This window comes from Ensifer sp. (assembly GCF_031989085.1).
Lineage (GTDB): Bacteria > Pseudomonadota > Alphaproteobacteria > Rhizobiales > Rhizobiaceae > Ensifer.
This window is the reverse complement of the sequence record NZ_DALZXU010000013.1, coordinates 75225-98877: the sequence shown is the minus strand read 5'-3', so window position 1 is coordinate 98877 and position 23653 is coordinate 75225. Positions and strand designations below refer to the sequence as shown.

Below are 23653 nucleotides of genomic sequence, written 5' to 3'. Positions count from 1 at the left end.
GAGCGCCGGAAGGGCGGGAGCCGGCCCGGCTCCCGCAGACGGTCCTTACTCGACCAGGCGCGGCGCGCCGGTCTCGGCGGCAGTGCCATCGAGACCATAGGATTTCAGGATGCTGACAATGGTGCCGTCGGCATGCATCGCCTCGATACCTGCGTCCAGCGCGATACCGAATTCCTTGGCGTTGAAGGAATAGGGGAAGGCCGCCTGTGCGGCTTCCTTGGTCGCCCTGACCCGATCGTCGGAGGCGGCAACCTTGACCTTGACGTCCTTGAGCGCGCCGTTCTTTTCGGCGACGACGCCGGTCGAATAGCCGTCGACCGCCACGTCGATGCGGCCGGAGAAGAGGTCTTGCTGCATGTTGACCGAGTTGGGATAGAGCTTCAGTTTGGAACCGAGCAGCGTCTTCAGATCGGTGACCCAGAGATAACCCTGGACCGTGCCGACCTGCTTGCCTTCGAGGTCGGCGACATTGGCGAAGCCTTCCTTGGAATAGATCGCCATCTGGTCTGTATAGAGCGGCGCCGAGAGGTTCATGACCTTGGCCCGCTCGGCCGTGCGATACCAGTCACCGGTGGCGATATCGGCCTGGCCCGACAGTACATACTGGATGGCGGCGGCCGGATCGACGGCAACGGCCTTCACCTTCAGGCATTCGCGCTTGGCGAATTCCGCGGCGATGTCGCCGTCGATGCCCTTCATGTTGCCGGCATCGTCCAGGTAGGAATGAGGAACATAGGTGGTGACGGCGACGGTCAGCGTGCCCTGCTCGATCGTCGAGAAGGTGTGCTTCGGGGTGCAGTCCTGCGCAAGCGCCACCTGGCTCGAGATGAGGACGCCGGCGATACCGGTCAGCAGGAGGCGGGTCGTGGTCGCAAATGTGGTCATGCCTGAATGCCCTTTCGTGGTGTTGGTTCAGCGTTGCGCATAGGAACCGGCGCGCTTTTCGACATGGCTGACGAGGAGAGCGGCGGGGATGGAGATCGAGGCGTAGAGAACGCCGGCGGCAAGCAGCGCCGGAAAGTAGCGAAATGTGTTCGAGCCGATTTCATAGGCCCGGCTGACAAGTTCCGGCAGCGCGATGGTGAAGCAGAGCGACGTGCCCTGGAAGATCAGGATGGAGAAGGCGAGCAGAGCCGGTAGCGCGACGCGCAGGCCCTGCGGCAACAGGACGTAACGCAAGGCATCCAGTCGGTTGAGGCCGATCGCCACCGCCGCCTCGCGCTGCCCGTGCGGGATCGACTGCAGGCTGGCGCGGATGATCTCGCTGGTATAGGCACCTGTGTTCCAGGCAAGCGCGATGACGGCTGCAGTGAAGGACCCGAGCGTCAGGCCCGTGGTGGGCAGCCCGAAATAGATGAACTGCAGCAGCACCAGCGCCGGCGCGCCGCGGCCGACCTCGACCAGGAACAGTGCAAGGATTTTCGTCAGTCGGCTTTTGGCGAGCACGCCGAGCGCGAGCAGCAGGCCGAAGGGGATGCCGATCAGCAGGCTGAGGACCGTCACCTGAAGGCTGATCGACAGGCCCGACAGCAGGTCGGGCAGCCAGGCGGAGAGTTCTTCGAGGCTCGGCAACATTAGCGCGCCACCTTTGCTTGCAGATAGCCGTCGGCGACACGGGAGAGCCAGGCGACCGGCAGGCTCAGGAGGATGTAGAACATGCCGACCAGGGCGAAGACCTCGAGGCCGCGAAAGGTGAGCTGCGACAGCTGGTTGCCCTGGAAGGCGAGTTCGCTGACGCCGATGGTCGAGGCGACGGCGGTCTCCTTCATCAGCCCGATCAGGTAGCTGGCGGCCGAAGGCAACGCGACGCGAAAAGCCTGCGGCGCAACGACATCGGCGAGCGTCGACCAACGCCCGAGATTGAGCGCCGACGAGGCCTCCCATTGCCCGAAATGGATTGAGGCCAGCGCGCCGCGATAGATTTCCGCCATGTTGGCGGCCGCGATCAGCCCCAGCCCGGCGAGTGCCGCATTGAACGGGCTGATCGGAAAGACGCTCATCCCAAGGCCGAAGAAGATGATGAACAGCCACAGGATCGGCGGAATGCCGCGCACGATCTGGATGAACACCATGGCGAGGAACCTGAGCGGCAGGATGCGGCTCTGTCTGGCCGCGACGAGCGGCACGCCGAGGATGGCGCCGGCAACGAACGCGCCGAGCGTGAGCGCCACCGTCCAGGGCAACCCGCGCAGGATGGCGAGGAGATCGGCGCTCATCGGTCGTGCACCGCGCGCAGGAACCGTTTCGTTCGCTCCTCTTGCGGATTGCGCATGACGTCTGCCGACGGACCCTTTTCGATGATCTTGCCGTCGGCCATGATCATCACCGTATCGGAGACATTTTCGGCAAAGCTCATTTCGTGGGTGACGACGATCATCGTCATGCCGGTCTCGGCCAGTTCCCGCATGACGGCGAGCACTTCAAGGCCGAGTTCCGGGTCGAGCGCCGAGGTCGGCTCGTCGAACAGCATGACGTCGGGATCGAGCGCGAGCGCTCTTGCAATCGCGATGCGCTGCTGCTGTCCGCCGGAACAGCGGCCGGGAAACTGCTGCGCCTTGTCGGCCAGGCCGACGCGGCTCAACAGCTGCATAGAGCGCTCGTCGGCGCTCCTGCGGCTGCGTCCCAGCACGCGTTCCTGCGCCAGGCTGACATTGCGCAACACGGTCATGTGCGGAAAGAGGTTGAAGGACTGGAAGACCATGCCGACGCTGCGACGGAGCGTCGAAAGCTCCGACCGGCCGGCTGGTGCTGCGGCGTTGAGCGAAATGTCGCCGATGGTGACATGACCGCCATCCGGCGGCTCCAGGTAGTTGATGCAGCGCAGCAGCGTGCTCTTGCCAGAGCCGCTCGGACCGATGATCGCCAGCACTTCCCCCGGCATCACCTCGAGGTCGATGCCGTCGAGCACCGTGTGGTTGCCATAGTGCTTGCTCAGCTTGTCTAGCTTGATCAGCGGCTTTCGCGCCCGTTCGTCTGCGGAAGCCACGCCATTGGCGGCCGATGCATTGTCCCTGCTCATTCTCGGTTTGCCACTCCCCAGGTGCAAGACAGCGCCATCCATGACGATTTCGCTCCAATGCAGGCACGGAGAGGCTCAAGCGTCGGATGAGCCGCGTCCAGTCCCTGAATTTGTTTGATGTTTGCCGCCAGCCAAAGGGCGAACGGCAGTCGTTCCCGTTCTTTTGTTGGGGAGTACCATAGCGATTCGAAATCGCGTCGGCAGGCGAGAAAAAATGCAGATCGGCATAACCTGGCGTTATGATTTCCGCAGGCGCGCCTGGCCAACTTTTTGGCGAGCCTGGCGACTGTCCCTGCCCCAGGCTCGGGCAGAACATGGGGTGCGGCCGACAACGGGACAGATTCGACCAAAAATGGTTAATGCCGATCATCGCCGCCGTGGACAAGATAACGCTATTTTAGCCATGACCGATGAGTAAACCCATCAGATCGCTAGATATCGCTATGCTCTGGAGAGCCCTGGAAAATTGCCTGCGTCGTCCGCAAGTGATAGAAAGGGCTGTGGAATTGCAACCGAACGGTGAGACTGTCCGCCCTGGTCGCCTCGGCCGAAACTGCCGGGCAGGATGCCGGATACGCCATTTACTGGTGGCCTGGACCATGACACTTTGTGCGGGCGAATGAGGATCGACTGAACGGACGCGCGATGGCGTGCTCTCAGGTCAAGCCGGCGCTGCGTTCGCGGGCGGTCCGAAAGGAACGAAAGGGAAAGGCTCGGATGTCAAGCACTGACTCGACGTTGTCTGTTGCATCTTCCGTGGACGATAGTGTCCTTGGCAATACCGAAGAGGTCATCTCGCTTTACGACGAGGCGCTGCATCTGGTGGCATCCTCGGTCGCGCTTCAACGGGCGTATGAGGTGGCCGGGCTGGTGGATGCGACGCTCTGGCATGTCTATCCCGAGTTGCTGGAGCCGGCTTCCAAGTCAATCGCCGAATCCGTGCTGACCAATGGCGTTCCCCGCAGCATCGAAGTCATCAACGCACCCAATCGCTCGCGGCGGACGCTGCTGATCTTTCGTGCCGGACAGGGCATCGGCGTCATCGAGACGGACGGCGCATCGGCGCGCCGGGAGGTCGCCAGCCAGGGCGAAAACGAACGGGCGCTTCTGCTTCATCAGGCGACCCACGACGCCCTGACCGGCCTGCCCAACCGGCGCCAGTTCAGCGACGATCTGCGCAGCGTGCTGCCGGCCGTTCAGGAGAAGAAGCCGGCGCTGATGCAGATCGACCTCGACGACTTCAAGCCGATCAACGATACGCTCGGACACGGCGCCGGCGATGCGGTGCTGCGAATGGCGGCCGAGCGCATCCGCGGAGTTCTCAGCGAAGGCGAGGTCGCATACCGGCTGGCGGGCGACGAATTCGCGATCATCCAGCGCAATGCGGATCAGCCGATGGAGGCTGAGCGCCTGGCCGAGGCTGTTGTCAACGCCTTCAAGGAGCCGTTCACGGTCGACGGTATTTCCGCCTTTGTCGGCGCGAGCATCGGCATCGCCATTGCGCCGCCTGACGGCAATGAGGGCGAGCAGCTGATGAAGGCCGCCGATATCGCCCTTTATGCAGCCAAGAAGGAGGGGCGCGGCCGCGCCAAGACCTTCAGCCGTTCCATGCTGATCGTGCTGGAACAACGCGAGATGCTGCGGCGAAGCCTGCGCACCGCGCTCAAGGAAAACCAGTTCTCCATCGAGTATCAGCCGCTTGTGAAGCCGCCCTTCACCATTGTCGGCTTCGAGGCCCTGGTCAGATGGCGCCATCCCCTGGTCGGCATCATTCCGCCCAACGTCTTCGTGCCGATGGCCGAGGCCGACGGGCTGATGAGCGACATTGGCCAATGGGTGCTCGAACAGGCATGCCGGGAGGCGACCCGCTGGCCCTCGCACTTCACCGTCGCCGTCAACCTGTCACCGGCCCAGTTCCTGCACGACGGTTTCACGGACCGCGTGTCGCAGACGCTGGATATGGTGGGCCTGCGGGCCGAGCGGCTCGAACTGGAGGTCACCGAATCCGTTCTTCTGGAGAAGACCACCAACAATCTGGATACGCTCAACACACTGAACGTGCTTGGCATCCAGATCTCGCTCGACGATTTCGGCACCTACTATTCCTCGCTCAGCTATCTCAAGAACTTCCCGTTCGACACGATCAAGATCGACCGCTACTTCATCAAGGATCTGGAGAATGACGAGAAGAGCCAGGTGATCGTCCGCTCGATCATCGCACTGGCCCACGGCCTGGGAATGGCGGTGACGGCAGAAGGCGTCGAAACGCGCGCGCAGGCTCTCTGGCTCGATCGCGAAGGCTGCGACCGACTGCAGGGTTACTTCCTTGGAGTGCCGATGCCGCCCAACACGATCGACAGCTATCTGCGCCAGTCGTCGTCGATGGAAATATCGTAACAGGGCTGGGGTAAAGCGATCGGGTCGGCCGCAGGCACAAGGACCGCGGGGCGGCCAACCAGTTTGCGTGCCTGATAAATCAGCCTAGAAAGTGCCTGTGGGCCGTGGCAAAGTTCCACAGATGGAGGACAAGACAAGCATGATCGTCGCTAACAATGGCCCAGCGGAAGCGGCATTCGAGCCCTTGCTTCAGCTGGAGATGGAGATGGGAACCTTTATTTCGGAGTGGCAGCATTGCGACCATCTCTCGAGCTATCTGGCCCGGATCATCAGCCATAACAGGACCGACCCTGTCCGCCATTCCAACTTCTTCTCGTCGGCGCTCAATGAGCTGCTCGAAGTTTCGTTTCGCAGCGGCGCCTCCAGCGGCCAGGTCGTTCTGTCGATCTTCCGTCATGGCCCGGTCGAGCAGATCAAGATCACCTTTCCCTGCGCTGCCGAGCAGATCCCGTTTTATCGGGAAGCCGTGTCGAAGGTCGATCGCAGCGATGCGCGTGCCCGTTATCTCGATTCGATATCGACCGACATGGCGCCCAGCCGCGACAGCATCCTGCTCGATCTCGCCATCAATTTCGACGCGAGCATCCGCTTCGAGGAAGGCCCTTCGCCCGCCGTTACGCTGGTCGTCGACCTGCCGCTGGAAGGGCTGGTGAGTTGAGCGCCGCAGCCCTTTCCCCGAGTTTCAAGACGGCCTTCGACGCGAACAGCCAGGTGTTTTCGCTGGCAGGCGTCATCCGCCCCCGCTCGATCGACGAGATCGCCGACAGCATCACCATGCTCAAACATGCGATCGATGATGTGCGCGGCGTGCTCTATCTCGACGTCAAGCGCCTCATCCAGATGAACAACACGGCGTTCCATGCCTTCGTGCGGGTCGCCCTCGACGCCTGTCGCGCCCGGTCGGACTTGCGCGTGGTGATCGTGACATCGAGCGTCGTCGGCTGGACGACGCGCATGTTCGGTCACCTGAACGAAATCGAACCGCAGATCACCGTCGAGGTCTACGATTCTACCTTCTACCCCGGCCAGAGCTTCCTTGAGGATACGAGCTTCATTCCGATCCTCAGGACCCAGACGAAAATGACCTGGCGCCACGAGCGCTCGATCCTGCAGCGGCACGGGCTGCGTCCCGGCATCGCCATGGCGGACGTTTGCTGCGGCATCGGCGATTTTGCCGTGCTCGTGCAGAAAGAGTTCCAGCCGGCGCGGATTGTCGCGCTCGATCATTCCAAGGCAAGCCTTGCCTATGCGCGGGAAGTGGCCGCCAATTTCGGTATCACCGATATCGAATACACCTATGGCGATGCCTCGGAGATGCTGCTCGAAGACAACCAGTTCGACTTCGTCAGCTGCCGCCACTCGCTACAGATCTTCAACGAACGGGAACTGCTGCTGAAGGAACTCTACCGGATCTGCAAACCGGGCGGACGCGTCTATATCACCAATGAAAAGAACTCCCATTGCCTCGGCGAGCCGCGCGCGCAAAGCATCCAGTGGACCTACAACGAGGTCGCCAAGCTGTTCAGCCACTTCGACATGGATGTCGAGCTCGGGCCGAAGAGCCGGCGCTATCTCGCCGAAGCCGGTTTTGACGATATCCTGGTGGAATCGTTCATGGTGACCAACCTGGATGGAGACCCGCAGGATTTCGCCGACGTCATTACCGCCTGGGAAAACGTCTATGCGGGCGAAATGGCGGTCCGCCGTGGCGATCCGCCCGAATTCATCGAGCGTTTCCGCCAGGGCTTCAGGGACCATATCTTTGCCGCGCTGCATCCCAAGGGATATGCCGGCTGGCCGATCTGGGTCGCCTCGGGACGCAAGCCAACATGAATGTACAGAATGCACCAAGCTCCCGCTTCGGTTTGAGATCCTTTCGCGCGAAATTCGTGCTCGTGGTTGGCGGCGCCGTGCTGTTCGACCTTCTGGTCACCGGCGGCCTTGCCCTCTGGAACGTGCAGAGACTGTCGCGCGATGCGGCAAGCGAAGTCGGCCAGGGCCTGCAGAAGGCCAACCAGGACTACATGCGGTCCTATGCGGAATCGACCGCCGCTCGCGTCAACCTGCTGCTCGGCCAGGTCCACACCGACGTCGGAACGCTCGCCGGCGTTCTCCAGTCGCAGATCGACCGACCGGTTCGCAAATCGCAGGTGGGCGAGGCGCTCGCCCGCGGCGCGCCGGGCGCGGTGACCGCCGTCTACAACGAAAAGGGCGGCTGGGCCCAGAACCTGCCCGGCCCGCTCTCCGTCGTCAGTGTCTGGGGGTATCTGCTGGGGCCGGACCACCGTCCGCGTCCCGACGTCCAGGCCGACATCGAAAACAGCGCCGTTCTCGACCTGGTCGCGCCGAGCCTGCTGGAAAGCGGCCGATCGAAGCTGCAGATGTACTACATCGGTCCCAAGGAGCGACCGATTTTCAGGACCGCGCCCTATACGGACCAGGCACAGACCTTCGATCGGCTCTATCCCGGCCATAACCAGGCGGAATTCTGGACGTTCTTCTTTCCCGGCATCTACGAATCCTGGGAGCAATGGGCGAAGGATCCGAGCCTGAGGCCAGTGCCCAACGACGTCACCCAGACGGCGCCCTATACCGACGCGATCACCGGCAAGCTCATCGTCAGCTTCTTCCAACCGCTCTGGTCGCGCGATCGCAAGGCGGTCGCCGGCGCTGCCGGCGCCGACATCACGCTCGACCAGCTGGCCGAGGTGGTCCAGAACGTCAAGGTTGCCGAAAGCGGCTTCGGCTTCCTTGCGATGTCCGATGGCAACGTGCTGGCCATCAATCCGGCCGGCGAGAAGACGATCGGCCTGCAGACGTCAAGCGAAACCGGCACGCAGGGCGTGACCGGCGCGAACCGGTCGTTGCGCAAGAGTGCCCAGGCGGCCATCGCGCAATTACCGCTCGGACAGGACGGTGTGATCCAGCGTGTCATGCTCGACGAAGGCGGCGAGAAGGTCCCCTATCTCGTCCTCTTGAAGCAGCTGCTGCCGGAAAACTTCTGGATGTCGGGGCCGGTGCGCAAGGAGACGATGTCGCTCGGCATCGTCGTTCCGGAACGGGAGATCTACGCGTCGCTGTTTGCCGCCCAGGCCGGCATCTCGCAGGCGACCAACCGGATCCTCGCCTACCAGATCCTGGCGCTGCTTGCGTCCCTGCTCTTCGTGACGGCGGCGGTGTTCGGCATCTCCAAACGCGTCACCGCCGGTATCAGCGCACTTGCCGATGCCGCCAAGCGCATCCAGGCGAAGGACTATTCCGTGCGCGTGCCGATCTCGACGCGCGACGAGGTCGGCGAAGCCGGCATCGCCTTCAACCGCATGGCGGCGGAGATCAGCTTCAACACCGAAAACCTCGAGCATCTTGTCGAGGAACGCACGAAACAGATCGAGGAAGCCAACCAGCAGATCTCGGCCCTCAACGCGCAGCTGCGCAGCGAGAACCTGCGACTTGGCGCCGAACTGGCGGTCGCCCGGCAGATCCAGATGATGGTGCTGCCGAAAGCCGGCGAGCTTGACGAGATCGCCGATCTCGAGATCGCCGCCTATATGCGCCCTGCCGACGAAGTCGGCGGCGACTATTACGATGTCCTGCGCGACGGCACGCGGCTGAAGATCGGCATTGGCGACGTCACCGGCCACGGGCTGGAGAGCGGCGTGCTGATGCTGATGGTGCAATCGGTCGCGCGCGCCCTGCAGGAAGCGGGCGACATGGACCCCAACCAGTTCCTCAATCGCCTCAACCGGGCGATCTACAAGAACATCGTGCGCACCAACACCGACAAGCATCTTTCCCTCGCATTCCTCGATTATGATGGAGGCCGCCTCACGCTTTCCGGACAACACGAGGAGCTGATCATCGTTCGCAACGCCGAGGAAGTGGAGCGCATCGACACGCTGGATCTGGGCCTGCCTATCGGGTTGGAGTCGGATATCTCGCGCTTCGTCGCGACGCGCGAGGTCGCGTTTTCGCGCGGCGACATGATCATCCTCCACACCGATGGTGTGACGGAGGCGGAGAATGCGGCCGGCGAGCTGTTCGGCATCGAACGGCTCTGCAACAGCGCCCGGCAGTTTTACGGACACAGTGCCGAAGACGCGAAATCAGGCATCATCGAGGACTTGATGGCGCATATCGGCAAGCAGAAAATACACGACGACATTACCCTCGTGGTCATGAGACACAGGTGAACGGATGACGACTCTTTACGGACCGGCGGACCTGACAAGGGGCGCCAACGAAAGCGTGACGCGGCTGCGTCTCTACGATGGCCAGCTCAATTTGAGCTGGAAGCATTGTGCCATTACCTCTGATTTCGTCGCCGAGCTGATTGCGCTCCGGTACAAAGGGTCGCGCAACGCCTACAAGGAAGTTCGCCACAATATAGGCTATCTGACGAACGAGCTGGTCGAAAACGCGGTCAAGTTTCGCACCGCCGGCGGCATCGTGGTCGAGGCGTCCATCAACGACAACAATTTCCGTGCCAAGGTGTCGAACGTCGTCGACGGCGAGACCGCGGCGCGTTTCCAGGATCTTCTGTCGGAGATCACCACCGGCGATCCCGGCGACCTCTTGATCGAGCGCATCGAGGCCAATGCGATTGGCGCCGGCAAGAGCGGATCTGGACTTGGTCTTTTAACCTTGATGAGCGATTATGGCGTTCGCTTCGCTTGGGTTTTCGGACCCAATGGCGACGGTGGCGGCATCGCACTCGAGACCTATGCCTCGATCCCCGTCCCCGATATCTCGAACTGATGAGCAGGTGAATATGGAAATCAAGGACGAGGACTACCGCGTTTGGTCCGAAGGTAACGACATCCACTTCGAGGGAACCATGCGGCTCCCGGGCACCGACGCATATGCCCCGATCTTTTCGCTCGCCATGGGGGTGCTGGAAGCAGAGCCCGAACGCATGACGATCGATCTCGCCGAGTTGCAGTTCCTCAACTCGTCGGGGATCAACCTGCTCGCAAAGCTGACGATCGAAGCCCGCAACCGACCGAACGTGCAATTGACCGTGCGCGGTACGTCGGAGGTTCCGTGGCAGTCAAAATCGCTTCCCAACCTGAAGAAGCTGCATCCGGGCATCGACCTCAGGCTGAACTGAGCCAGTATCCGCGACCGCGCCGCACCAGAATGCTGGCTGCGATCAGCCGTCGCGGTCGCATACACCCGATGGTTCGTTCGTGTCGGCCGGACGATGCTTCGGCTGAGGCATAGCGCCTGGTCCCCGACTGGCGGAGCGACAAACCCGGCACCGGCCATGCGCTCCAGATCACACGATTTCGATTTTACTCCTGTTCTGGCTGCCCCTAGGCTTCACGCGGTTCAAACTGCACCGGGAGGAAACGCCATGAAACGCAGACTTCTAATTGTCGCGGCCGCATTGGCCTGTTCGGTCGCCGGGACATACGCCCAGGAGACGACGATGAATTTCTTCGTCACCAGCGCCAATCCGGGCAAGGGTGGCGACCTCGGCGGTCTTGCCGGGGCTGACGCCTATTGCAACACGCTGGCGACCGCCAGCGGTTCGACCGGCAAGACATGGAAGGCCTATCTCTCCACCGATGCGGAAAATGCCAAGGACCGTATCGGGGCCGGCCCCTGGTACAACGCCAAGGGCGAAAAGATCGCCGACGATGTCGCCACGCTGCACAGTGACAAGAACAATCTGACCAAGCAGACGGCGCTCAACGAGAAGGGTGAGGTCATCAACGGCCGCGGCGACACGCCGAACCGGCACGATATCCTCACCGGCTCCAAGGCCGACGGCACCGCAGCGCCGGAAACCTGCGGCAACTGGACGCTCAGCGGAACCGATGGCGCAGCCATCGTCGGCCATAGTGACCGAACGGGCCTCAACGACAGCGCGGAGGCGAAATCGTGGAATTCTTCGCACGCCACGCGCGGCGGCTGCACCCAGGAAGCCTTCAAGGGGACCGGTGGCGACGGGCTCTTTTACTGCTTCGCCGCGAATTGACGGCAACGGCGGGATCGAGCCGTCGCATCTGCAAAGCGAGCGGCGGCTGTGGCTGAGCGCCCACGGCCCGCCCGCTCCCTGTCGCGAGCCTGACTTGCAGGGTGAATAGCTGCGGCCAGCGCAGTCGATCTGCCAGTCGGTTTTTGGATTGTCACGACACCGCGTGCCGTCGCCGCATAGCGCTCGACATGCGCTCCTGTGTTCTGCGACGGGCAGCTCGGGGGATGTGGGCGCAAGTTGCCGTGCTTCGGTCTTCCAGCATCTCTTCCAATGGTTGGAACCGCCTTGCCAATAGAATGAATGTTTGATTTATTCACAAATCAGAACATTCATTCTTTGCGCCGCACTGAGCGCTCGGACCATGGGAGAGGATTGGGATGAAGAGACTTTTGATTTCCGCAGCCGTTTGCGCGCTCGCGGCAACGACCGCGCATGCCGAAAACATCGGCATCGCCATTGCCCGTTCTGATAGCGCCTTCCTGACGATCCTGCGCAGCGGGATGGAGAGCCGTGCCGCCGAGCTCGACAAGGTCACCGTCCAGGTCGAAGACGCGCAGAACGATCCGAGCCGCCAGCTTGATCAGGTGCAGAACCTGATTTCGGCCGGCGTCGATGCCATCGTCGTCGTCGCGGTCGACGGCGACGGCACACCTGCGATCACCAAGCTGGCGACCGAGGCGAAGATCCCCGTCGTCTATGCAAACCATCCGCCCGCCGACGTCGACAGCCTGCCGGAAACGGCCGCCTTTGTCGGCTCGAACGAGCTCGATTCCGGCACGATCCAGACCAGGGAAGTCTGCAAGCTGCTCGGCGGCAAGGGTGACCTCTTCGTGCTGATGGGCCCGTTGAACAACCATTCCTCGCTGACCCGCACCAAGGACATCCACGACGTCATCGCCAGCGACGATTGCAAGGGCATGAAGGTGATCGAGGAACAGAGCGCCAACTGGGATCGTCTCGAAGCCACCAACATCATGACCAACTGGCTGTCGGCAGGCACCAAGTTCGACGCCGTCATCGCCAACAACGACGAAATGGCGATCGGTGCCATCCAGGCGATGAAGTCGACAGGGGTGGACATGTCTAAAGTGGTCGTTGCCGGCATCGACGCGACGCCGGACGGGCTTGCCTCGATGGCACAGGGCGACCTCGATGTAACAGTGTTCCAGAACGCGGTTGCCCAAGGGGCCGCCGCCATGGACGCAGCGGTAGCACTGGCGCGCGGTGAAAAGACCGAGCGCCATATCTGGGTTCCCTTCGAACTGGTAACGCCTGAGAACATGAAGGATTACGCCAAGGCGAACCAGTAAGGGTAAGGGCGCCTGAAACGTTGAAAAACCGCGGACCATGGATGACGACATCCGTGGTCCGCTTGCGTTGGCCCAACGCTCCACCAAAACGTCGGCATATCTGCGGATCACTCTGCCCGTCGCTGCATGGGCCTCACACGGAGAGCGACATCAGCTTGGCGCGTCATCCTGTGCGTTGACGCCCATACGGCGCTCATTGCCTCCAAGCATCTGCATCAGCGCAAGCTCGCTGCGAACGCCGCGCTGAAAGATCTGGATGAGCGAGGCACCAAGCGTATCCGCCTCGTCGCTCTCCGGCTCCAGTTCATTGCTGGAGCAGGCGTGCCGGAACACGCGCTGGAGCATTTTCAGTTGGTCTTCATCGATTGCCAGGTCACGGAAATACCGATCCATCTGCCTCTGATCCTCCAAAATCAAAGCAGGTTGAGATGACTTTTCAGATATTGGGAAAGACTGCGGAATTTTCCAGAGGCGCATGCATTTCCCCCTTTCGGACGCGATGGGATAGGCAAAGAAGGTGCATTGGCAGGCGCCTGCCAACCGGGAGAACGCACCAGCTTCGTCGGTGAACCCCAGATCGCCTGCCGACGAGGCGGGATTTGTGCCGTCACCTTGACCGGATCGGCAGCAACTCCCATTGACATGATAGTAATATCCATTAATCTGGATATATGGATAATTCAGAAGCCATCTCGGCGCTCGCCGCCCTCGCCCAGTCGACCCGTCTCGACGTCTTTCGCCTGCTGGTCCGACACGAACCCGACGGCCTTCCAGTCGGGGAACTGGCGAGAGCGATCGAGGTACCGCAAAACACCATGTCCGCCCACTTGGCGACGCTCTCGCGGGCAGGGCTTGTGACCGGCGAGCGCCAGAGCAGGTCGATCATCTATCGCGCCAATCTCGATGCATTGCGTGAGTTGACTGTCTTCCTGGTCAAGGATTGCTGCGGTGGCAACGCCGACCTCTGCGCACCTTTGATTGCCGATCTCACGCCCTGCTGCACCGCCGGAGGCGCCTGATGGTGACGACAATTTTCGGCGCCCGCCTCCGGGCAAACGTCGACACCCGGGCCGCATGACGATGTCGCTGTTCGAACGCACACTCACCCTCTGGGTTTTCGCCTGCATCGTCGTCGGGATCGCACTTGGGCATCTCTTTCCCGATGTCTTCCAGGCCATCGGCGCGATGGAAATTGCCAAGGTCAATATCCCGGTTGCCCTTCTGATCTGGCTCATGGTCATCCCCATGCTCCTGAAGATCGACTTCGGTTCACTGGCGAAGGTCGGTGGCTACTGGCGCGGTATCGGCGTCACCCTGTTCATCAACTGGGCGGTAAAGCCGTTTTCCATGGCGTTGCTGGCATGGCTGTTCATCGGCTGGCTTTTTCGCCCCCTGCTGCCCGCCGATCAGATCGACGCCTATATCGCCGGCCTGATCATCCTTGCGGCGGCGCCCTGCACGGCCATGGTCTTTGTCTGGTCCAACCTGACCAAGGGTGAGCCGCATTTTACGCTCAGCCAGGTTGCACTCAACGACGCGATCATGATTGTCGCCTTTGCACCTGTTGTCGGACTGCTGCTCGGGCTTTCGGCAATCACCGTGCCCTGGGACACGCTGATGATTTCGGTTGCCCTCTATATCCTGATCCCGGTCATTGTGGCCCAGATCCTGCGGCGGCTGACGACAAAGGGATCGAACGCAGGTCTCGACAGGCTCCTGACCAAACTCCAGCCACTGTCGCTGGTCGCGCTGCTGGCAACACTGGTGTTGTTGTTCGGTTTTCAGGGTGAACAGATCATCGCGCAACCGGCCATCATCATCATGCTGGCGGTGCCGATCCTCATCCAGGTCTATTTCAATTCCGGGCTCGCCTATCTCTTGAATCGGGCCGTCGGGGAACGGCACTGCATCGCCGGGCCGTCGGCGCTGATCGGCGCCTCCAACTTCTTCGAGCTTGCAGTTGCGGCGGCGATCTCGCTCTTCGGCTTTCACTCCGGGGCAGCGCTGGCGACCGTCGTCGGTGTTCTCATCGAGGTTCCCGTCATGCTGTCCGTCGTCTGGATCGTCAACCGCAGCAAGGACTGGTACGAGGCCAGCCCGTCCGTCGCCCGAGACACCAACCCTGAAAGGGCCTGAGAATGGAAGTCACCATCTACCACAACCCCGCCTGCGGTACCTCGCGCAACACCTTGGCGATGATCCGCCACGCCGGCATCGAACCGACCGTCATCGAGTACCTGCAGGCCCCTCCATCCAGGGAGACGCTTGAACGCCTGATCGCGGCGGCCGGCCTCTCGGTACGCGAAGCTGTGCGTGAGAAGGGCACACCCTATAGCGAACTCGCACTCGACGATCCCGCATTGTCGGACGCGCAGCTTGTCGACGCGATGATGGCGCATCCCGTTCTGATCAATCGCCCCTTTGTCGTAACGCCGATGGGAACGCGCCTCTGCCGGCCTTCTGAAGCCGTGCTCGACATACTGCCCGACACGTTCAAGGGCGCGTTTGCCAAGGAGGATGGCGAGAAGGTTCTGGACGCGGAGGGAAAGCGCCTTGTCTGATCTGCCGGCCGCAAACCCTGACCATCTTCGTCTGCCCGATATTGCTGCGCTGCGCCCAGCCTTTTCCGCCCACAAGCCGCGCATCCTGATCCTTTACGGCTCATTGCGACAGGTCTCCTACAGTCGGCTGCTCGCGCATGAGGCACGTCGCCTGCTGGAGCATTTCGGCGCCGAGGTCCGCATGTTCGACCCGGAGGGGCTTCCGCTTCCCGATGCCGCGCCCGTCAGTCACGAGAAGGTCAAGGAGTTACGCCGCCTCTCGGAATGGTCGGAGGGCCAGGTCTGGGTCAGCCCCGAGCGGCATGGCGCCATGACCGGCATCATGAAGGCGCAGATCGACTGGATACCCCTGTCGCTCGGCTCGGTGCGACCGACCCAGGGCAAGACCCTTGCCGTGATGCAAGTCTCCGGCGGCAGCCAGTCCTTCAATGCCGTCAACCAGATGCGCATTCTGGGGCGATGGATGCGCATGATCACCATACCTAACCAGTCTTCGGTTGCCAGGGCGTTTCAGGAATTCGACGCAGACGGCCGGATGAAGCCCTCCTCCTATTACGACCGGGTCGTCGACGTCTGCGAGGAGCTGGTTAAGTTCACGCTCCTGACCCGCGACGCTTCGCCCTATCTGACGGATCGCTACAGCGAACGAAAGGAAGAGGCGGCAAAACTGGAGAGCCGGGTCTCACTCCAGGCGATATGAGAGCGGCCAGTCGCGGCGTGCACGCTTTGCCTGGTTGCCGTCGATGTGCGCGCAGCGCGGAAGCTGCCGCCGGCGCATCCCGCGGAAGCCACCGGCAGATCTTCGCAAAGTCTTCGTCGGATACAAATTGGGCATCGACACGGGCCCGATGGAAGGCGCATAGAAGTCGTCGGATCAGCCAACAGGGCTCTCCCGCCTCTCGCCGATTGCGGCTCAAGTCTGCCGGTTGGCGAAATCGTAATTCATTCCGAAGTGCCACGATGATTTCATGTCCGACAGCAATCCAGTTTGTGCCCCAGGTCCTGGCAAGCAAGCACGGTCTCGACTGCAAGACAGGCCAGCGTTGACCGCATGACCGCGATCCCGAACGAGACCCAGGACGACGCCACGGCCCGCAACTCGCGTATCGTCGCGCTGGTCGTTGCCATTGCCTTCTTCATGCAGATGCTCGACGGCACCATCGTCATCACGTCTCTGCCGCAGATGGCGGCGTCCTTCGGCGTCCAGCCGGTTGCCATGAGCATCGGCATCACCGTCTACATGCTGACGATGGCGGCCTTCATCCCGCTTTCCGGCTGGCTTGGCGATCGCTATGGGGCACGCAATATCTTCCTGGTCGCGATCGGCATTTTCACGCTCGCGTCATTGTTCTGCGGCCTGTCAGGAAGCCTTGGCCAATTCATCGCCGCGCGCGCCGTACAGGGCATCGGCGGCGCCCTGATGACACCGGTCGGACGCATCATCGTCCTGAAGAACGCCAGCAAGTCGCAATTGGTCGGCGCGATCGCGCTCATCACTTGGCCGGCGCTGATCGCCCCGGTCGTCGGCCCAGTTCTCGGCAGCGTCATCACCACGTGGTTCAGCTGGCACTGGAATTTCCTCATCAACATCCCGATCGGCCTTGCCGGTCTTGCCCTGGTGCTGCGCTTCGTGCCGGACCAGCGCGAGGACAGGGTGCGCCGCCTCGATCTCAAGGGGTTCGTGCTGTCTTCCGTGAGCCTCACCCTTGTGCTCGCGGGGCTCGAAGCTTTCGTGCACGGCACGGCCAATGCGCTGGCAATCGCCCTGTTGCTGGCATTGGGCACTGTCGTCGGTATCCTCGCGACACGCCACTTCAAGGCGGTCGCCAATCCTCTGCTCGATCTCTCGGCCCTGAAGATCCAGACCTTCGCGATGTCGACGCTGTCGGCCGGAACCGCCTGCCGGATCGCCATCAATGCGACACCGTTCCTGATCCCTCTGACGTTCCAGGTCGGGTTCGGCCTCGATCCCATCGAGACCGGGATTTACGTGCTTGCCTATTTCGCCGGAAATCTGGCGATGAAGACCGCGACGACACCGCTTCTGCGCCGCTTCGGCTTCCGCACGATCCTCGTCGGCAACGGCATGCTCGCGTCGCTAGCGATCGGTGCCTGTGCGGCGGTATCGACCGGGACGCCACAGATGGTGACGCTCGCCCTTCTGTTTGCCGCCGGGCTTTTCCGCTCGATGCAGTTCACCGCCCTCAACACGCTCGGTTTTGCCGATATCACCGCATCTCAGCGCAGTTCGGCCTCGACCCTGTCGAGCATGCTTCAGCAGGTGGCGATGCTGATGGGGGTTGCCGTTGCCGCCGCCGTACTCAATCTGTCGCAGGCGCTGCGCGGCGCTGAAACTGCGGCGCTCACAGACTTTCGCCTCGCATTTCTCGCCGTCGCTGCGATCGGCATCGTCTCGGCGCTCCGCTTCCTCTCCCTGCCACGCAATGCCGGATCAGATGTTTCAGGACATCGCGCCAGTACGCCCGGCGAATGAAAGGATGGCTCTGGGCCGCATCGGGCGTGGCCCAAGCTGAGGGCGCCATCGCAGAGACGATCTGACCCGCATCCGCCTCGACCTAGAACAGGGGTCGCAGCGCCAGCTCCGCGCCAAGCAGCACGAGGCCGATCAGGAACCAATGGCGAAACCGGGCTGGGCTTATCACCCGGCGGATCAACTGACCCGCCCACATCCCGGCCAAGGCCGGCATGATGGCGAGCGCCGATAGAAGCAGGTTGTCGCACGCGAATGCGCCCCGCCACATCAGGCCGGCCGCAAGCGCCAGCGTCGAAACGGTGAAGGAAAGGCCGAGCGCCTGGATCAGGTCCTCCTTGTCAAGGCCGAGGGCTTGCAGATAGGGCACTGCCGGCATGACGAAGACGCCGGTACAGCCTGTGATGACGCCGGTCATGAGCCCGACGGGGACGGACAGCCAGCGCTCGGCCGAAGTGGAGACCGAAAATGGCGGCGCTACCAGCGTGTATCCGGCATAGATCATCAGTGCTACGCCGAGCATGGCCGTCGACACCACCGTGTCGCCGCCAGCCAGCAAGGACGTGCCGAACATGGTGCCGATACCGATCGCCAGCATCATCGGCCAGAGGCGCCACATGAGCGGGCCGAAAGCGGGACCGGCCAAAAGCTGCCAGACATTCGTCACCAGGGACGGCAGGATCAGCAGGTTCGCGGCCGCGACCGGCGACAACAGCCCGCCGAGTGCGCCCATGGCGACGGTCGGTAGGCCCATGCCGGTCACGCCCTTGACCACGCCTGCAAGGAAGAAAGCCGCCGCGATCGCGCCGACAAGGTAACTGGAAAGCTCATTCATGCCCACCAACATGATCGAGCGTTGCCAGGACGCAATGCGGATGATCCGCAGGCTGGCTTCGGCTATGCCGAAGGCTGAATTGCCGCTATCATCACCGTCATGCGTTTCGACCTGATCGACCTTCGCCTGTTTCTTGCCGTCATCGAAGCGGGCAGCATCACTCATGGCGCGCAGACGGCCAATCTCTCCCTGGCGGCCGCCAGCGAGCGGCTGCGCGGCATGGAGGAGAATGGCGGCGTGGCGCTTCTTTCGCGCGGGCGCAGAGGCGTGACGGCAACGGCGGCCGGCGACGCGCTTGCCCATCATGCCCGTCTCGTTCTTCGCCAGATGGAGCACCTGCGCGGCGAACTTGGCGAATACGCGCGGGGCTTGCGCGCAAGCATCCGGCTCCTCGCCAATACGGCTGCCATCAGCGAGTTCCTGCCGGATCGGCTCGGCCCCTGGCTTGCCGACCATCCGCAAACCGATATCGAGCTCAAGGAGCGACAGAGCGCCGATATCGTCAAGGCGATTGCGGGCGGGCTGGCCGATATCGGCATCGTCTCGGATGCGGTCGACACAGCAGGACTGCAGCTCATTCCCTTTGCGATCGACCGGCTGGTCGGCGTGGTCGCAAGGGATCACCCGCTCGCGCGGGCAAGCAAGGTCGGTTTCGCCGACCTGCTCGACCATCCGTTCATCGGTCTGGCAGAGGGCAGCGCGCTGCAGGACCATATAGACGGTCAGGCCGCGCGCATCGGACGGCGGGCAAATTACCGGCTGCGGGTGCGCAGCTTCGAGAACGTCTGCCGCCTGGCCGCGCAGGCGATCGGCGTCGGCATCGTGCCGCAGACGGCCGCGCGCCGGTGCCGGCGCACAATGGCGCTAGCCACCCTCACACTCACTGAGCGCTGGGCGACGCGCCGCCTGTCGATCTGCCTGCGGCCAGATGCGGACCTCTCACCTACCGCTCGCGACCTCGTCGAGCAGCTCGGCAGCTTCAAGCCGAACTGACCGGGAGACGGCGCGCGCCATCCCCACTAACGATGACCCGCGTCAGAGCCCCTCAATCAGTAGCCTCTCGCAGCCCCCGCGCCGATACGGCTGTCGACGGCGCCGTTATAGCGCGCGCCACCGCCCCCGGTGATCTCGGCAAGGCTTTCGCCGCCGACGAGAATGCCGGTTGCCTGACCCCAGATGCTCCAGCTCTTGTCGATCTGCACGTCGTGGCCCATCGCGGAGAGAAGCTTGCGCGTATCGGGCGACAATGCGTAGGGCTCCATGAACACCTTGTCCGGCAGCCACTGATGGTGGATGCGCGGCGCGTCGACGGCCTCCTGGATGTTCATCCCGTGATCGATAACGTTGATGATCGCCTCGAGCGTAATCGTGATGATGCGCGCGCCGCCGGGGCTGCCGATCACCATGAACGGCTTGCCGTCCTTGGAAACGATGGTGGGGCTCATCGATGACAGCGGCGTCTTACCCGGCGCGATCGCATTCGCCTCGCCTTGCACGAGACCGTACAGATTGGGCGCACCCGGCTTGGCGGTGAAATCGTCCATCTCGTTGTTGAGCAGGATACCGGTGCCCGGCGCGACGACACCGGCGCCAAATGAGCCGTTGAGCGTATAGGTGACGGCAACGGCATTGCCCTCGTCGTCGATGATCGAATAGTGGGTCGTCTCCTTGCTTTCGGCAAAACCCTTGGGCATCAGCGCCTGCGAAACGCCGGCCTTGAACGGGTCGATCTTGCCGCGGATCTCGGCGGCATAGGCCTTGTCGAGCAGCTTGGCGACCGGGTTCTCGACAAAGTCGGGATCACCGAGCGTCGTGTTGCGGTCGACATAGGCATGGCGCATGGCTTCGATCATCGCATGGACGGTTTCGGCAGAGCCGTAACCGAGATAGGACAAAGGATAGCCCTCGAGCACGTTGAGAATCTCGCAGATGATGACGCCACCGGAAGACGGCGGCGGCGAGGAGACGATGTCGTAGCCGCGATAGTTGCACTTCACCGGTTCGAGCTCGCGAACGGCGTATTTTTCGAAATCCGCCTTGGCGAGAATGCCGCCCTTGTCCGCACTGGCCTTGACGATGGCGTCGGCGATCGCGCCCTTGTAGAAGGCGTCTGTGCCCTTTTCTGAAATGCTCGATAGCGTGGCGGCAAGATCCGCCTGGACCAGCGTTTCACCGACGGCAAAGGGTTTTCCATCAGGCTTCAGGAAGATCGCGGCCGCCGCCGGATCCTTGGCGAGCCTATCGGTTTCGCCATCGAAGGAATCGATATCGCCCTGCTCCAGCTTGAAACCATCCTTGGCAAGCGCGATGGCCGGCGCAATCAATTCCTGGAGCGGTCGCGTGCCATAGCGGCTGCGCGCGACCTCGAAACCGAGCACGGGCCCCGGCACGCCAACCGCGAGATATCCTTCGGTGCTCAGGCCATCGACCAGCTGTCCCTTGTCATCGAGATACATAGCCTTGGTCGCGGCCGCCGGTGCGCGCTCGCGAAAATCGAGGAAGGTGGTCTTGCCGTCCTTGAAGCGGATGGTCATGAACCCGCCGCCGCCGATATTGCCCGCGGTCGGATAAACCACCGCAAGCGCATAGCCGACGGCAACGGCGGCATCCACCGCGTTGCCGCCGTTTTTCAGCACCGCGACGCCAATATCGGAGGCCAGGTGCTGGGCGGTGACGACCATGCCGTGCTCGGCCTTGATCGGCTCCGGCGAGGCGGCCCGAACGGCCGACGGCGAAACCGAACCGAGTGCGGCGACCAGAGTGAGGGACAGGATATTCAGGCAGGAATTGCGCATGCTTTTCTCCCGCAACAGACGTTTTCTGGCAAACGGCGCCCTCGGATGAGGGCGGCGGCAAAATGCGAAGGCAACAATTGGCCGGCCCGGCCATCGGGCGGGCGTGGCCCGGGTCAACCCCGGAACAAGGTACGATGCCTTATGCGCAGTATAGCCATGCGCGGCGGTCACGGACAACCGCTGACGACCATCTGGAGGAGCGACGAAAGCAACCGCGACCATGTTCGGCCGGCGGGCATGGTCTCCGCTCGCCGGTGTCTTGCGTCCCGCATCGGGCCGCGGCAAGCCGGCGCACGGGCCGGACATGCGATCGGCGCCCGGATTGCGTTTTTGCCATTGCCACGCGCCGCCATGGCTGTGACAGTCCGCTTCAGAAGTCTTTCCGAACGCTTCGCCATGCGTCCGGGAATTTGCGGGTCTGTGGAGGGGGACGCGAATGCTCGAAGGTCATTGCCATTGCAAGGCGGTCCGTCTTTCCGTCCGTGTCCGACCCGAGACGCTCGGCAGCTGCAACTGTTCGATGTGTTCACGCCTTGGCACGCTCTGGGGCTATTACAGCGCCGAAGAGCTGTCGATCAGCGACCCGCAAGGCAAGCTTGTCGGCTATGTCCAGGGCGACGCCACCCTGACGATCCACCATTGCAGCACCTGCGGCTGCACTACCCATTGGTCGCCGCTCGGTGCTGACACAACCCGGATGGGCGTCAACATGCGGCTCTTTGACCGCGCCGTCTGGGAAGACATTCCCCACCGATTGATCGACGGCGCCAGCTGGTAGGTCCGCCCGCCCCGGGGTTTCGCCAGCTAAGGTCTCGCCGTCCCACGGCCTCGCAACCATCATCCTGTTGCCGCCCGTCTGAGGCGATCGGCCGGGCCGTGCTGCGCGCCGTCCATCGTCCGCGGCGTTCCGGCCAACTTGTCTCCGGGCTGGAAACGGATTATATTGAATGAACGTTCAGCAAAAATGGAGACATTGAATGAACGAAATGATCCGCGACATATCCGTTCCGAATGATTGGGACCGCCGTGGATTGCCCGGATGGTGCTATCACAGCGACGCGCTTCTCGAGCTGGAGCGGGAACACATCTTCCGCCGCCACTGGCAGATTGCCTGTCACATCTCCGACGTGCCGGAAGCGGGCAACTACATCACCATGGACGTGGTGGGAGAACGCGCGCTGATCCTGCGCGACCAGCAGGGAACGATCCGCGGCTTTCACAACATCTGCCGCCATCGCGGCTCGAGGGTGGTCGCCGACGACAAGGGCACGTGCCGCAACGCGCTCGTTTGTCCGTTCCATGGCTGGGTCTACAATCTCGACGGCACGCTTCGGGGCGCGGCACGACCGCGCTCGTTTCCGCCGCTCGACAAGCAGGAATTCGGCCTCGTGCCGCTCGAACTGGAAATATGGATGGGCTTCGTCTTCATCCGCTTCCGGCCGGGGCCGCAGCCGTCTGTCGCCGAACTGATGCAGCCCTTTGCCGAGGAGTTCGGCCACTACGGCTCCGAGCGCATGCTGCCGACCGAAGGCGTGTGGACGCAGGAAAGTGCGGTCAATTGGAAGTCGGTGCGCGACGTCGACAATGAAGGCTATCACGTGGCCATGGCCCACCCGGCGCTGCAGGATCTGTACGGATCGAGCTACTACGACGAGCCCTTCGTCAACGGCCTTTGCCGATCCTTCGCCACCTACAATCCGCATGCGGGCCGCCGCTGGAGCGTCCGGCAATATGTCGGGATCGCGCCGGAGGCGACGCATCTGCCCGAGCGGCTGCGCAACGCCTGGATCTATTTCGGCCTCTTCCCCAACGCCGTCATCGCGGTGACGCCGGAGACCGTGCAGTTCTATCAGGAATTTCCGCTGTCGACCGGCAGAACACTGCTGCGCGGCGCGATCTATCGCTATCCCGAGGAAACGCGCCAGCAGAGACTTGCCCGCTACCTCGCTTTCCGCATCGATCGCGATACCCAGGCAGAGGACGTGCAGCTAACGATCTGGTCGAACGAATCCATGACGTCGAAGGCGTTCAACGGGTTCTACCTCTCTGACCTCGAATATGGCGTGCGCACACACCACGATCACATTCGCGCCGTGCTGCCGGTCGTCACGCTCGACGCGCCACCATCCGAGGACCGGATGGCGGCGGTCAACGACGAACTCTCCGGGCGATAGGCTTTAAAAGAGGGGCCGGCGCAGGACCGGCCCCTTCGAAAACGGCCCCGCCGGGGAATGCTGGCGGGGCCGAGGCATATTCAGTCCGGAC

General features: G+C 62.6%; 23 protein-coding genes. 16 read left to right on the top strand and 7 right to left on the bottom strand.

What is annotated here, in order from left to right:
* Positions 1 to 45: 45 nt before the first annotated feature.
* Genes RTP54_RS29690 through RTP54_RS29675 form a run of 4 tightly spaced genes read right to left on the bottom strand, consistent with a single transcriptional unit; the run spans position 46 to position 3019 of the window.
* The gene (locus tag RTP54_RS29690; RefSeq protein ID WP_312367584.1) at positions 46 to 885 is read right to left on the bottom strand and encodes a transporter substrate-binding domain-containing protein; all 840 of its coding nucleotides are present in this window, start codon (positions 883 to 885) and stop codon (positions 46 to 48) included.
* A gap of 27 nt (positions 886 to 912) precedes the next feature.
* Positions 913 to 1575, bottom strand: a complete 663-nt coding sequence (locus RTP54_RS29685; RefSeq protein ID WP_312367582.1) for an amino acid ABC transporter permease — start codon at positions 1573 to 1575, stop codon at positions 913 to 915.
* Entirely contained in the window at positions 1575 to 2216 is a 642-nt protein-coding gene (locus RTP54_RS29680) for an amino acid ABC transporter permease (protein WP_312367580.1), read from the bottom strand. The genes RTP54_RS29685 and RTP54_RS29680 overlap by 1 nt, the downstream gene beginning before the upstream one ends.
* Positions 2213 to 3019: an amino acid ABC transporter ATP-binding protein gene (locus tag RTP54_RS29675; protein WP_112818271.1), complete on the bottom strand. Its 807-nt coding sequence runs from the start codon at positions 3017 to 3019 to the stop codon at positions 2213 to 2215. Before RTP54_RS29675 ends, RTP54_RS29680 begins: the two co-directional genes overlap by 4 nt.
* Before the next feature lie 717 nt (positions 3020 to 3736).
* Between RTP54_RS29675 and RTP54_RS29670 the strand changes: the two genes are divergently transcribed.
* From RTP54_RS29670 to RTP54_RS29635, 8 genes are all read left to right on the top strand, one after another.
* Positions 3737 to 5416 carry a putative bifunctional diguanylate cyclase/phosphodiesterase gene (locus RTP54_RS29670; protein ID WP_112808042.1) on the top strand — a complete coding sequence of 560 codons (1680 nt, stop codon included), beginning with the start codon at positions 3737 to 3739 and terminating at the stop codon, positions 5414 to 5416.
* A 139-nt stretch (positions 5417 to 5555) separates the two neighbouring features.
* Positions 5556 to 6074 (top strand): ubiquinone biosynthesis methyltransferase UbiE, encoded by a 519-nt coding sequence (locus tag RTP54_RS29665; protein ID WP_112808205.1) that lies wholly within the window; start codon positions 5556 to 5558, stop codon positions 6072 to 6074.
* Positions 6071 to 7249 carry a class I SAM-dependent methyltransferase gene (locus RTP54_RS29660; RefSeq protein WP_112818272.1) on the top strand — a complete coding sequence of 393 codons (1179 nt, stop codon included), beginning with the start codon at positions 6071 to 6073 and terminating at the stop codon, positions 7247 to 7249. The genes RTP54_RS29665 and RTP54_RS29660 overlap by 4 nt, the downstream gene beginning before the upstream one ends.
* The gene (locus RTP54_RS29655; RefSeq protein WP_112818273.1) at positions 7246 to 9606 is read left to right on the top strand and encodes a SpoIIE family protein phosphatase; all 2361 of its coding nucleotides are present in this window, start codon (positions 7246 to 7248) and stop codon (positions 9604 to 9606) included. Before RTP54_RS29660 ends, RTP54_RS29655 begins: the two co-directional genes overlap by 4 nt.
* Before the next feature lie 4 nt (positions 9607 to 9610).
* On the top strand, positions 9611 to 10171 hold the full coding sequence (locus tag RTP54_RS29650) for a slr1658 superfamily regulator (RefSeq protein ID WP_112808048.1): 561 nt from the start codon (positions 9611 to 9613) through the stop codon (positions 10169 to 10171).
* A 13-nt stretch (positions 10172 to 10184) separates the two neighbouring features.
* On the top strand, positions 10185 to 10523 hold the full coding sequence (locus tag RTP54_RS29645) for a slr1659 superfamily regulator (protein WP_112808050.1): 339 nt from the start codon (positions 10185 to 10187) through the stop codon (positions 10521 to 10523).
* A gap of 246 nt (positions 10524 to 10769) precedes the next feature.
* Entirely contained in the window at positions 10770 to 11396 is a 627-nt protein-coding gene (locus tag RTP54_RS29640; protein WP_312367571.1) for a hypothetical protein, read from the top strand.
* A gap of 377 nt (positions 11397 to 11773) precedes the next feature.
* Positions 11774 to 12706 (top strand): substrate-binding domain-containing protein, encoded by a 933-nt coding sequence (locus RTP54_RS29635; RefSeq protein ID WP_112818275.1) that lies wholly within the window; start codon positions 11774 to 11776, stop codon positions 12704 to 12706.
* 150 nt (positions 12707 to 12856) lie between these two features.
* Here the strand turns inward: RTP54_RS29635 and RTP54_RS29630 are convergent, their stop codons facing one another.
* The gene (locus RTP54_RS29630) at positions 12857 to 13183 is read right to left on the bottom strand and encodes a hypothetical protein (RefSeq protein WP_312367566.1); all 327 of its coding nucleotides are present in this window, start codon (positions 13181 to 13183) and stop codon (positions 12857 to 12859) included.
* 194 nt (positions 13184 to 13377) lie between these two features.
* Between RTP54_RS29630 and RTP54_RS29625 the strand changes: the two genes are divergently transcribed.
* The 5 genes from RTP54_RS29625 (at position 13378) to RTP54_RS29605 (ending at position 17761) form a co-directional block, all read left to right on the top strand.
* Positions 13378 to 13725, top strand: a complete 348-nt coding sequence (locus RTP54_RS29625) for an ArsR/SmtB family transcription factor (protein ID WP_112808056.1) — start codon at positions 13378 to 13380, stop codon at positions 13723 to 13725.
* A gap of 61 nt (positions 13726 to 13786) precedes the next feature.
* A complete protein-coding gene (arsB, locus tag RTP54_RS29620) occupies positions 13787 to 14842 on the top strand; it encodes an ACR3 family arsenite efflux transporter (RefSeq protein WP_312367605.1) in 1056 nt (351 codons plus the stop codon).
* Between the two features lie 2 nt (positions 14843 to 14844).
* A complete protein-coding gene (arsC, locus tag RTP54_RS29615) occupies positions 14845 to 15267 on the top strand; it encodes an arsenate reductase (glutaredoxin) (RefSeq protein WP_112808058.1) in 423 nt (140 codons plus the stop codon).
* Positions 15224 to 15967, top strand: coding sequence for an arsenical resistance protein ArsH (gene arsH / locus RTP54_RS29610; RefSeq protein ID WP_312367563.1), 744 nt, complete (start codon positions 15224 to 15226; stop codon positions 15965 to 15967). The genes arsC and arsH overlap by 44 nt, the downstream gene beginning before the upstream one ends.
* Positions 15968 to 16318: 351 nt before the next feature.
* On the top strand, positions 16319 to 17761 hold the full coding sequence (locus tag RTP54_RS29605) for an MFS transporter (RefSeq protein WP_312367562.1): 1443 nt from the start codon (positions 16319 to 16321) through the stop codon (positions 17759 to 17761).
* A gap of 82 nt (positions 17762 to 17843) precedes the next feature.
* Here the strand turns inward: RTP54_RS29605 and RTP54_RS29600 are convergent, their stop codons facing one another.
* Positions 17844 to 18593 (bottom strand): sulfite exporter TauE/SafE family protein, encoded by a 750-nt coding sequence (locus RTP54_RS29600; protein ID WP_312367603.1) that lies wholly within the window; start codon positions 18591 to 18593, stop codon positions 17844 to 17846.
* Positions 18594 to 18692: 99 nt separating this feature from the next.
* Between RTP54_RS29600 and RTP54_RS29595 the strand changes: the two genes are divergently transcribed.
* On the top strand, positions 18693 to 19586 hold the full coding sequence (locus tag RTP54_RS29595; protein WP_312367560.1) for a LysR substrate-binding domain-containing protein: 894 nt from the start codon (positions 18693 to 18695) through the stop codon (positions 19584 to 19586).
* 56 nt (positions 19587 to 19642) lie between these two features.
* Here RTP54_RS29595 and ggt read toward each other — a convergent pair whose 3' ends face one another.
* Positions 19643 to 21388 (bottom strand): gamma-glutamyltransferase, encoded by a 1746-nt coding sequence (gene ggt / locus RTP54_RS29590; RefSeq protein ID WP_112808066.1) that lies wholly within the window; start codon positions 21386 to 21388, stop codon positions 19643 to 19645.
* Positions 21389 to 21824: 436 nt separating this feature from the next.
* Here ggt and RTP54_RS29585 point away from each other — a divergent pair, with 436 nt between their 5' ends.
* A complete protein-coding gene (locus RTP54_RS29585) occupies positions 21825 to 22166 on the top strand; it encodes a GFA family protein (RefSeq protein ID WP_312367558.1) in 342 nt (113 codons plus the stop codon).
* A 199-nt stretch (positions 22167 to 22365) separates the two neighbouring features.
* A complete protein-coding gene (locus RTP54_RS29580) occupies positions 22366 to 23562 on the top strand; it encodes an aromatic ring-hydroxylating dioxygenase subunit alpha (RefSeq protein ID WP_312367556.1) in 1197 nt (398 codons plus the stop codon).
* Positions 23563 to 23653 lie beyond the last annotated feature (91 nt).

Excerpts from the sequence above, each read along its gene's own strand:
- RTP54_RS29690 (WP_312367584.1), bottom strand. The coding sequence starts at position 885 with ATGACCACATTTGCGACCACGACCCGCCTCCTGCTGACCGGTATCGCC.
- RTP54_RS29685 (WP_312367582.1), bottom strand. The coding sequence starts at position 1,575 with ATGTTGCCGAGCCTCGAAGAACTCTCCGCCTGGCTGCCCGACCTGCTG.
- RTP54_RS29680 (WP_312367580.1), bottom strand. The coding sequence starts at position 2,216 with ATGAGCGCCGATCTCCTCGCCATCCTGCGCGGGTTGCCCTGGACGGTG.
- RTP54_RS29675 (WP_112818271.1), bottom strand. The coding sequence starts at position 3,019 with ATGAGCAGGGACAATGCATCGGCCGCCAATGGCGTGGCTTCCGCAGAC.
- RTP54_RS29670 (WP_112808042.1), top strand. The coding sequence starts at position 3,737 with ATGTCAAGCACTGACTCGACGTTGTCTGTTGCATCTTCCGTGGACGAT.
- RTP54_RS29665 (WP_112808205.1), top strand. The coding sequence starts at position 5,556 with ATGATCGTCGCTAACAATGGCCCAGCGGAAGCGGCATTCGAGCCCTTG.
- RTP54_RS29655 (WP_112818273.1), top strand. The coding sequence starts at position 7,246 with ATGAATGTACAGAATGCACCAAGCTCCCGCTTCGGTTTGAGATCCTTT.
- RTP54_RS29650 (WP_112808048.1), top strand. The coding sequence starts at position 9,611 with ATGACGACTCTTTACGGACCGGCGGACCTGACAAGGGGCGCCAACGAA.
- RTP54_RS29645 (WP_112808050.1), top strand. The coding sequence starts at position 10,185 with ATGGAAATCAAGGACGAGGACTACCGCGTTTGGTCCGAAGGTAACGAC.
- RTP54_RS29640 (WP_312367571.1), top strand. The coding sequence starts at position 10,770 with ATGAAACGCAGACTTCTAATTGTCGCGGCCGCATTGGCCTGTTCGGTC.
- RTP54_RS29635 (WP_112818275.1), top strand. The coding sequence starts at position 11,774 with ATGAAGAGACTTTTGATTTCCGCAGCCGTTTGCGCGCTCGCGGCAACG.
- RTP54_RS29630 (WP_312367566.1), bottom strand. The coding sequence starts at position 13,183 with ATGCGCCTCTGGAAAATTCCGCAGTCTTTCCCAATATCTGAAAAGTCA.
- RTP54_RS29625 (WP_112808056.1), top strand. The coding sequence starts at position 13,378 with ATGGATAATTCAGAAGCCATCTCGGCGCTCGCCGCCCTCGCCCAGTCG.
- arsB (WP_312367605.1), top strand. The coding sequence starts at position 13,787 with ATGTCGCTGTTCGAACGCACACTCACCCTCTGGGTTTTCGCCTGCATC.
- arsC (WP_112808058.1), top strand. The coding sequence starts at position 14,845 with ATGGAAGTCACCATCTACCACAACCCCGCCTGCGGTACCTCGCGCAAC.
- arsH (WP_312367563.1), top strand. The coding sequence starts at position 15,224 with ATGGCGAGAAGGTTCTGGACGCGGAGGGAAAGCGCCTTGTCTGATCTG.
- RTP54_RS29605 (WP_312367562.1), top strand. The coding sequence starts at position 16,319 with ATGACCGCGATCCCGAACGAGACCCAGGACGACGCCACGGCCCGCAAC.
- RTP54_RS29600 (WP_312367603.1), bottom strand. The coding sequence starts at position 18,593 with ATGAATGAGCTTTCCAGTTACCTTGTCGGCGCGATCGCGGCGGCTTTC.
- RTP54_RS29595 (WP_312367560.1), top strand. The coding sequence starts at position 18,693 with ATGCGTTTCGACCTGATCGACCTTCGCCTGTTTCTTGCCGTCATCGAA.
- ggt (WP_112808066.1), bottom strand. The coding sequence starts at position 21,388 with ATGCGCAATTCCTGCCTGAATATCCTGTCCCTCACTCTGGTCGCCGCA.
- RTP54_RS29585 (WP_312367558.1), top strand. The coding sequence starts at position 21,825 with ATGCTCGAAGGTCATTGCCATTGCAAGGCGGTCCGTCTTTCCGTCCGT.
- RTP54_RS29580 (WP_312367556.1), top strand. The coding sequence starts at position 22,366 with ATGAACGAAATGATCCGCGACATATCCGTTCCGAATGATTGGGACCGC.